8 protein-coding genes are annotated in these 8,318 nt (G+C 41.9%); 7 read left to right on the top strand and 1 reads right to left on the bottom strand.

Annotated features, from left to right (window positions below):
- Positions 1–327 precede the first annotated feature (327 nt).
- Genes qoxA through qoxD form a run of 4 tightly spaced genes read left to right on the top strand, consistent with a single transcriptional unit; the run spans position 328 to position 4,274 of the window.
- The gene (qoxA, locus tag C1T29_RS22930; protein WP_010886637.1) at positions 328–1,293 is read left to right on the top strand and encodes a cytochrome aa3 quinol oxidase subunit II; all 966 of its coding nucleotides are present in this window, start codon (positions 328–330) and stop codon (positions 1,291–1,293) included.
- A gap of 27 nt (positions 1,294–1,320) precedes the next feature.
- The gene (gene qoxB / locus C1T29_RS22925) at positions 1,321–3,270 is read left to right on the top strand and encodes a cytochrome aa3 quinol oxidase subunit I (protein WP_103749231.1); all 1,950 of its coding nucleotides are present in this window, start codon (positions 1,321–1,323) and stop codon (positions 3,268–3,270) included.
- 13 nt (positions 3,271–3,283) lie between these two features.
- Positions 3,284–3,898: a cytochrome aa3 quinol oxidase subunit III gene (gene qoxC / locus C1T29_RS22920; RefSeq protein WP_069150551.1), complete on the top strand. Its 615-nt coding sequence runs from the start codon at positions 3,284–3,286 to the stop codon at positions 3,896–3,898.
- 1 nt (position 3,899) lies between these two features.
- Complete coding sequence (qoxD, locus tag C1T29_RS22915) at positions 3,900–4,274, top strand: cytochrome aa3 quinol oxidase subunit IV (protein WP_014665842.1); 375 nt, start codon at positions 3,900–3,902, stop codon at positions 4,272–4,274.
- Between the two features lie 41 nt (positions 4,275–4,315).
- Here qoxD and ywcE read toward each other — a convergent pair whose 3' ends face one another.
- Complete coding sequence (gene ywcE / locus C1T29_RS22910) at positions 4,316–4,579, bottom strand: spore morphogenesis/germination protein YwcE (protein ID WP_003227411.1); 264 nt, start codon at positions 4,577–4,579, stop codon at positions 4,316–4,318.
- Between the two features lie 227 nt (positions 4,580–4,806).
- Here ywcE and eis point away from each other — a divergent pair, with 227 nt between their 5' ends.
- The 3 genes from eis to nfsA all read left to right on the top strand — a co-directional run bounded on the left by eis (position 4,807) and on the right by nfsA (position 8,201).
- Entirely contained in the window at positions 4,807–5,952 is a 1,146-nt protein-coding gene (gene eis, locus C1T29_RS22905; RefSeq protein WP_095431113.1) for a GNAT family N-acetyltransferase, read from the top strand.
- 208 nt (positions 5,953–6,160) lie between these two features.
- Positions 6,161–7,345, top strand: coding sequence for an FtsW/RodA/SpoVE family cell cycle protein (locus C1T29_RS22900; protein WP_095431114.1), 1,185 nt, complete (start codon positions 6,161–6,163; stop codon positions 7,343–7,345).
- A gap of 106 nt (positions 7,346–7,451) precedes the next feature.
- On the top strand, positions 7,452–8,201 hold the full coding sequence (gene nfsA / locus C1T29_RS22895; RefSeq protein ID WP_014665840.1) for an oxygen-insensitive NADPH nitroreductase: 750 nt from the start codon (positions 7,452–7,454) through the stop codon (positions 8,199–8,201).
- Positions 8,202–8,318: the final 117 nt, after the last annotated feature.

The following is an 8,318-nucleotide window of genomic DNA, read 5'->3' as shown; positions in this document are numbered from 1 at the left end:
AATTCTGACAAATAAAGGTTTACCACAATAAAAAACTTAGGTCAATCAAAAATTTCATTTTGTTAAACTTTCTTAGGATTTATTTTTTCCTTGTCTAGCATCTTTTCTTTACTTATATGCGGAATTAACTAGAAACTTTTCATCTTAAGCGATAGATGTGAATAAAGTTGGAGCAATTTTTGTCGATTTTATGACATTTAAGCGAAAATGGGATGAAGTTTATAAAAAAATAAAGCTAATAAGTGAAGTTTTTGATAGCATAACAAAGTAGAGAAAAGATTTTGAGGAAGTATGCACTTCAGATTTATTACATCAATAGGAAGGATGGTGATCTTCTTGTTCAGAGCATTAAAACCGTTGCTTGTATTAGCGCTGTTAACTGTGGTTTTCGTCCTTGGGGGATGCAGCAATGCTTCAGTACTAGATCCGAAAGGACCTGTAGCTGAACAGCAAAGTGATTTAATCCTGTTATCTATCGGATTTATGCTGTTTATCGTCGGGGTCGTCTTTGTTCTATTTACCATTATTTTAGTAAAATACCGCGACCGTAAAGGCAAAGATAATGGATCTTATAACCCAGAAATTCACGGTAACACGTTTTTAGAAGTAGTCTGGACAGTGATCCCAATTTTAATCGTCATTGCACTTTCTGTGCCAACAGTACAGACGATATATTCGTTAGAAAAAGCTCCTGAAGCAACAAAAGATAAAGAGCCTCTTGTTGTTTATGCTACTTCGGTAGACTGGAAATGGGTATTCAGCTACCCTGAACAGGATATTGAAACGGTCAACTACTTAAACATTCCTGTCGACCGCCCGATCTTGTTCAAAATCTCATCTGCAGATTCAATGGCTTCGCTATGGATTCCTCAGCTTGGAGGGCAAAAATATGCGATGGCAGGAATGCTGATGGATCAATACTTACAGGCTGACAAAGTGGGTACTTACGAAGGCCGCAACGCGAACTTCACAGGTGAACATTTTGCAGACCAAGAGTTTGATGTGAATGCAGTTACAGAAAAAGACTTTAACAGCTGGGTGAAAAAGACTCAGAACGAGGCTCCTAAGCTGACAAAAGAGAAGTATGATGAATTGATGCTTCCTGAAAATGTGGACGAATTAACGTTCTCTTCTACTCACTTGAAATACGTTGATCACGGACAAGACGCTGAGTACGCGATGGAGGCGCGCAAACGCCTTGGCTATCAAGCCGTTTCACCGCACTCTAAAACAGATCCGTTTGAAAACGTAAAGAAAAACGAATTTAAGAAGTCTGATGATACAGAAGAATGATATTGATCAGGAAAGGAGGAAGCCTGCATGAAATTCAAATGGGACGAATTTTTCGTAACTGGTGACCCATTAATTCTGGGCGCACAAGTTTCCATTGCGCTTTCAACCATTGCCATTATTTTTGTACTGACTTACTTCAAAAAGTGGAAATGGCTGTGGTCTGAATGGATAACTACTGTTGACCATAAAAAACTCGGAATCATGTACATTATATCTGCTGTAATAATGTTATTCCGCGGCGGTGTCGACGGTCTGATGATGCGTGCCCAGCTAGCGCTTCCGAATAACAGTTTTTTAGACTCAAACCACTATAATGAAATTTTTACAACTCACGGTACAATCATGATCATCTTCATGGCGATGCCGTTCTTAATCGGTCTTATTAACGTTGTTGTGCCTCTTCAAATCGGTGCCCGCGACGTTGCGTTCCCTTACTTGAACAACCTGAGCTTCTGGACGTTCTTTGTAGGGGCGATGCTTTTCAATATTTCTTTCGTTATCGGAGGTTCTCCGAACGCAGGCTGGACGAGTTATATGCCGCTTGCAAGTAACGACATGAGCCCTGGGCCGGGTGAGAACTACTACCTCCTCGGACTTCAGATTGCCGGTATCGGTACCCTGATGACAGGGATCAACTTTATGGTAACAATCTTAAAAATGAGAACAAAAGGCATGACATTAATGCGTATGCCAATGTTCACATGGACAACACTGATCACAATGGTTATTATCGTGTTTGCTTTCCCTGTACTTACAGTAGCATTAGCACTTTTATCATTTGATCGTTTGTTCGGCGCTCACTTTTTCACATTGGAAGCAGGCGGTATGCCGATGCTTTGGGCTAACTTGTTCTGGATTTGGGGACATCCTGAAGTATATATCGTTATTCTTCCGGCGTTTGGTATTTTCTCAGAAATCATCTCAAGCTTTGCAAGAAAACAATTGTTTGGTTACAAAGCGATGGTTGGTTCTATTATCGCCATCTCTGTATTGAGTTTCTTAGTTTGGACTCACCACTTCTTCACAATGGGGAACAGTGCGTCCGTTAACTCATTCTTCTCAATTACGACAATGGCAATCTCAATCCCAACCGGGGTTAAAATCTTTAACTGGCTCTTTACAATGTATAAAGGCCGAATCAGCTTTACAACACCTATGCTGTGGGCGCTTGCGTTCATTCCTAACTTCGTTATCGGCGGGGTTACAGGGGTTATGCTTGCGATGGCAGCAGCGGATTATCAATACCATAATACGTACTTCCTTGTATCTCACTTCCACTATGTGCTGATCGCGGGTACTGTATTTGCTTGTTTCGCCGGATTTATTTTCTGGTATCCAAAAATGTTCGGCCACAAGCTGAACGAAAGAATCGGAAAATGGTTCTTCTGGATCTTTATGATCGGGTTCAATATTTGTTTCTTCCCGCAATATTTCTTGGGGCTTCAAGGCATGCCTCGCCGTATTTACACATACGGACCGAACGACGGCTGGACAACATTGAACTTTATCTCAACTGTCGGAGCTTTCATGATGGGTGTAGGATTCTTAATCCTTTGCTATAACATCTACTACAGCTTCCGTTACTCTACTCGTGAAATCAGCGGAGATTCATGGGGTGTGGGACGTACGCTTGATTGGGCGACTTCTTCTGCGATTCCGCCGCATTACAACTTTGCGGTGCTTCCTGAAGTCAAATCTCAAGATGCATTCCTGCATTTGAAAGAAGAAAAAACTGAATTATACCCTGAAAGCAAATTCAAGAAAATCCATATGCCAAGCAACTCAGGCAGACCGTTCTTTATGTCTGTTGCCTTCGGTCTTGCAGGCTTTGGACTTGTCTTTGAATGGTACTGGATGGGCGTAGTCGGATTGATCGGAGTCCTGCTCTGCATGGTTCTGCGTTCATTCGAATACGACAACGGCTACTACATTAGTGTTGATGAAATAAAAGAGACGGAAAGAAAGATTTCCGAATAAGGAGGCGTGAGTTATGGAACATGCAGAACACGGCAATTCTAACGCGCCTATGGAATATCAATCTGAAACCGGCAGACTTAATATACTCGGGTTTTGGATCTTTTTAGGGGCAGAAATTGTGTTGTTCTCAACACTATTTGCAACCTTCTTCGTTCTTAAAAACAGAACAGCTGGAGGTGTCTTGCCAGACGAACTTTTTGAAGTCAATCTGGTAATGATTATGACGTTCTTGCTGCTTATCAGCAGCTTTACCTGCGGGATCGCTGTTCATGAAATGCGCCGCGGAAGTTTAAAAGGCGTCGTCATTTGGACAATTATCACTCTTCTTCTCGGTGCCGGCTTCGTCGGATGCGAGATCAGCGAGTTTGTCCATTATGTACATGAAGGAGCGGCTCTCAGTACAAGTGCGTTCTGGTCTGGATTCTTTGTTTTACTTGGAACTCACGGAACTCACGTAACAATCGGTATTTTCTGGATTACAGGAATTCTGATTCAGTTGAAGAAACGCGGCTTAACTCCGCAAACTTCATCTAAAATCTTTATCTCAAGCTTGTACTGGCACTTCTTAGATGTTGTATGGATTTTCATCTTTACAGGTGTCTATCTCATGGGATTGGGGGGTCTGTAAAATGGCAAACAAATCTGCTGAACACAGTCACTTTCCATGGAAGCACATTGTAGGTTTTGCACTGTCTATCGTTTTGACCCTGCTGGCTCTATGGGTTGCAGTGTATACTGACCTGAGCTCATCAGCAAAACTTTGGATTATCTTCGGTTTCGCCTTCATTCAGGCGGCGCTGCAGCTTCTCATGTTCATGCACATGACAGAGAGCGAAAACGGCACAATCCAAGTCGGAAACACGCTGTTCGGATTCTTTGGCGCGATCGTTATCGTACTTGGCTCCATCTGGATTTTCGCGGCTCACTATCACCATGGTGACCACATGGACGGAAATCCTCCTGGAGGCGCTAAACACTCAGAGCACTCAGGCCACAACGAATAATACAAAAACCCTCTTCGTGAGAAGAGGGTTTTTTGCTGTCTTCAGCTGCTTCGCTTTCTGCGAAGATACGGAAGACCGTAAATGATAAATGCAGCGATATGAGCGACAATGACGTTGACGGCAAACAAGATAATCATGAGAGTGTGTCCTAGTGGAGAAAGGCTTTCTGTTGCGTAAAAGAAGAAGAATACCCACATTAAGATGATTGGCGGAATAGCTGAGAGTGCGACTTTTTTGTTATCAAGCCAAATAAAGAGAGGCGTTGCGCTGGCAACCAATAAGTAAGCGAAAAACATGTCCATCATACCCGTCTCCTTTCATTTTGTGATAACGTTTACAAAAATGAAATAGAGGAACTGAGTTGTGTCTGTTTTGTGGTTGTTTTGTGAACATTCTGTTACAATTATTATACCATGTTTTCCAGAAATTGATACACGTTTTCGTGAAAATGAGTTAGACCTATTGTCTTATTTTTATGCTTTATAAGATAGGAGATTGTACGGAGCTTTCTTTTAGAACAGGGGGAATGTAGATGTATCAGGTAATAAAGCTTGAAAAAGAAGACTGGCGGGAAGTAATCAGTATGTCTGAATATGCTTTTCAGAAAGAACTTAGTGATGAGGAACGAGAAGAGAAAGTAAAAGCTTTAGAGAACCATTACATCATCGGAATCAAAGAACAAGAGAAACTCCTTTCTAAGCTTCACATCATTCCCTTTTCTGTCATGCTGGAAGAGCAGGAGATGAAGATGGGAGGTATTGCCGGGGTAGCAACCTGGCCTGAATACAGAAGAAAAGGAACAGTAAAGGAACTTATTCTAGACGCTCTAACGATTATGAAGAAAAGAAACCAAACCATCAGCTTTTTGCATCCGTTCCTGATCTCCTTTTACCGCAAATTTGGCTGGGAACTCTGTTTCTATCAAAAACGCCTGACTTACCTTAAAGAACAGTTTCAAAAACTAGGCGATGCCCCTGGGGACGTGAGAAGGCTTCAAAAGGATGAAACAGGTGCAGTGAATGCCATCTATAATCAGTACAGAACGAAGCATAATGGGCTGATGAAGCGTTCAAAGGAGCATTGGACAGAGAAGATCCATGGAATGAAAGCTATGTACATCTCTGAAGATGGGGTGCCCTGTGGATATCTTGTGTATGACATCAAAAATAAAACGATGCGAGTTGAGGAATTTGTTTATTTGAACAGAGAGGCACAGAGAGGCTTGTGGAATTTTATTTGCCAGCATGATTCGATGCTAAATGAAGCGGAACTGACTGTACGGATGGAGGAAGATCTTGATTTTTTAACTGCCGAACCTCGGGTCAAACAAGAGATATATCCTTATAGTATGGCGCGCATCGTTGACGTTGAAGGTTTTTTACGGGAATATCCAAAATCTCGGGTAACAGCTCCCTTTGACTTTAAGGTAACGGATCAATGGGCACCGTGGAATCAACAGACTTTCCGCATCGATTCGCAGCAGGTGCAGATCGTTCCAGAAAAGTCATCTGACCATCTAATAGAATGCAGCATATCTTCTTTAACCGCTTTCTTCCTAGGCGCCAGAAGTGCCCGTTTCCTTTTTGAAGCAGGCATGATAAAAGGACCGGCATCGGAAATCAAACGGCTTGATGACGACTTTCAACTAAAACCTCCATTTCTTATGGATTTCTTTTAACCCCTTATTTAAAAGGGGTTTTTTTATTTGAAAAGTTTTGTGTCAATCGAAACATTTCGGTTTATCATACGTCATATGTCGTGTAGCTGAAAAGCGCCGCAAGTGCGGAAAAAACTTAAAAGGAAGCGAGCTTCACGTGTCATCTTGAACGTGGTTCATGTATAATAAACATTAGTGATTTTCCGATGAAAATGTAAGGCGGGATAGAATGAGTCGATATAAGAAACAGCAAAGCCCCTTTTACCAGGGGGATTTGATTTTTATATTTGGTGTGTTTTTTATTATAAGCGTATTGGCGATTTATGCTGCCGGTCAGTTTGGGCAGTATGGAGATAATGCCTGGACGAAACAAATTATTTATTATGCTTTGGGGGCTATTGCCATTTCGGTGTTGCTGTATTTCGATTTGGAGCAGCTTGAAAAACTGAGTTTATATGTATTTTTATTCGGGATTTTGCTTCTTTTGATATTGAGAGTCAGTCCTGAGTCTATTGCACCAGTGAAAAACGGTGCAAAAAGCTGGTTTCAGTTTGGTTCTGTAACGTTACAGCCCTCTGAATTTATGAAAATCGGGCTCATGATGATGGTAGCCTCGGTGATTTCAAAAGCAAGCCCTAAAAAAATCCGAACGCTCAGAGATGATGTGCATCTTTTGCTTAAGATTGCAGGTGTATCGGTAGTGCCGATCGGACTTATCCTTCTTCAGGATGCTGGTACAGCCGGGATATGTATGTTTATTGTGATTGTCATGATCTTTATGTCAGGAGTAAACTGGAAGCTGATCGCAATCATTGGTGGTTCTGGTATCTTACTTATTTCTCTTATTTTATTAGTGATGATTAATTTTCCTGATGCTGCTAAATCAGTTGGGATTCAAGAGTATCAAATAAAGAGGGTAACATCCTGGGTTTCTGATACAAATGGAACAACTCAGGAAGATGCAAACAGCAGCTGGCAGGTTGATCAGGCTGTTATGGCTATCGGCTCAGGCGGCATTGTCGGAAATGGCGTTCACAATTTGAAGGTGTATGTACCAGAAGGACAGACCGACTTTATCTTCGCCATTTTGGGTGAAAGCTTTGGCTTTATAGGCTGTGCGATTGTCGTCATCATGTTCTTCTTCTTAATCTACAGGCTTGTCGTTCTGATAGATAAAATACATCAGTTTAACCGTTTTGCTTCCTTCTTTTGCGTTGGCTATACGGCGTTAATTGTCATCCACACATTCCAGAATATCGGAATGAACATCGGCATTATGCCTGTTACCGGGATTCCGTTGCTGTTTGTCAGCTATGGTGGAAGCTCGACGCTTGCAACGCTAATCGGTTTCGGGATTGTGTATAACGCGAGTGTGCAGCTGACGAAATACAGAAGTTATCTCTTTAATTCTTAAGATGAAGACAGCCTTTTCAGAGGTTGTCTTTTTTTTGTGCAGAGCATTTCACTTTTGGGAATACTTTTTTTCGGATATGATAAAAAGAGATAAGGAGGTTCTTGTGATGAATAACACAATCGAAACCATTTTGAATCATCGGTCAATCCGGTCTTTTACTGATCAGCTTTTGACAGCTGAAGAAATTGATACATTAGTGAAAAGTGCGCAGGCTGCGTCTACATCCAGTTATGTGCAGGCATATTCGATTATCGGGGTTTCTGATCCTGAGAAAAAACGTGAGCTGTCTGTGCTTGCTGGGAATCAGCCTTACGTTGAGAAGAACGGGCACTTTTTTGTATTTTGTGCGGATTTGTACCGCCATCAACAACTGGCTGAGGAAAAAGGGGAACATATTTCTGAGCTGCTCGAGAATACGGAAATGTTTATGGTTAGCTTGATTGATGCGGCGCTGGCAGCGCAAAATATGAGCATTGCGGCTGAATCTATGGGGCTTGGCATTTGTTATATCGGCGGCATTCGGAATGAGTTGGACAAGGTGACAGAGGTGCTGCAAACGCCTGACCATGTGCTCCCGCTATTCGGGCTGGCAGTAGGTCATCCAGCGAATCTATCCGGCAAAAAACCGAGACTGCCAAAGCAGGCCGTTTATCATGAGAATGCGTATAATGTGAACGCAGACGATTTCCGTCATACTATGAATACGTATGACAAAACCATTTCTGATTACTATAGAGAAAGAACAAACGGACAGCGGGAAGAAACGTGGTCCGATCAAATACTGAACTTTATGAAGCAGAAGCCGCGTACGTATTTAAATGACTACGTGAAAGAAAAGGGCTTTAATAAAAACTAAAGCCAACCTCTCCGTCTAGGAGGGGTTTTTATGTTTCACGTGTAACATATTCCGACAAATAGGGACATGCTTTCACAAATAAATGGCGAATGATGGGGGACACTGATAAGCAGTGTG

This window comes from Bacillus sp. MBGLi79, assembly GCF_002953915.1.
Note: the sequence above shows the minus strand (reverse complement) of the source record. Positions and strands in the feature narration are given on the sequence as shown.

Excerpts from the sequence above, each read along its gene's own strand:
- qoxB (WP_103749231.1), top strand. The coding sequence starts at position 1,321 with ATGAAATTCAAATGGGACGAATTTTTCGTAACTGGTGACCCATTAATT.
- qoxC (WP_069150551.1), top strand. The coding sequence starts at position 3,284 with ATGGAACATGCAGAACACGGCAATTCTAACGCGCCTATGGAATATCAA.
- qoxD (WP_014665842.1), top strand. The coding sequence starts at position 3,900 with ATGGCAAACAAATCTGCTGAACACAGTCACTTTCCATGGAAGCACATT.
- ywcE (WP_003227411.1), bottom strand. The coding sequence starts at position 4,579 with ATGATGGACATGTTTTTCGCTTACTTATTGGTTGCCAGCGCAACGCCT.
- eis (WP_095431113.1), top strand. The coding sequence starts at position 4,807 with ATGTATCAGGTAATAAAGCTTGAAAAAGAAGACTGGCGGGAAGTAATC.
- C1T29_RS22900 (WP_095431114.1), top strand. The coding sequence starts at position 6,161 with ATGAGTCGATATAAGAAACAGCAAAGCCCCTTTTACCAGGGGGATTTG.
- nfsA (WP_014665840.1), top strand. The coding sequence starts at position 7,452 with ATGAATAACACAATCGAAACCATTTTGAATCATCGGTCAATCCGGTCT.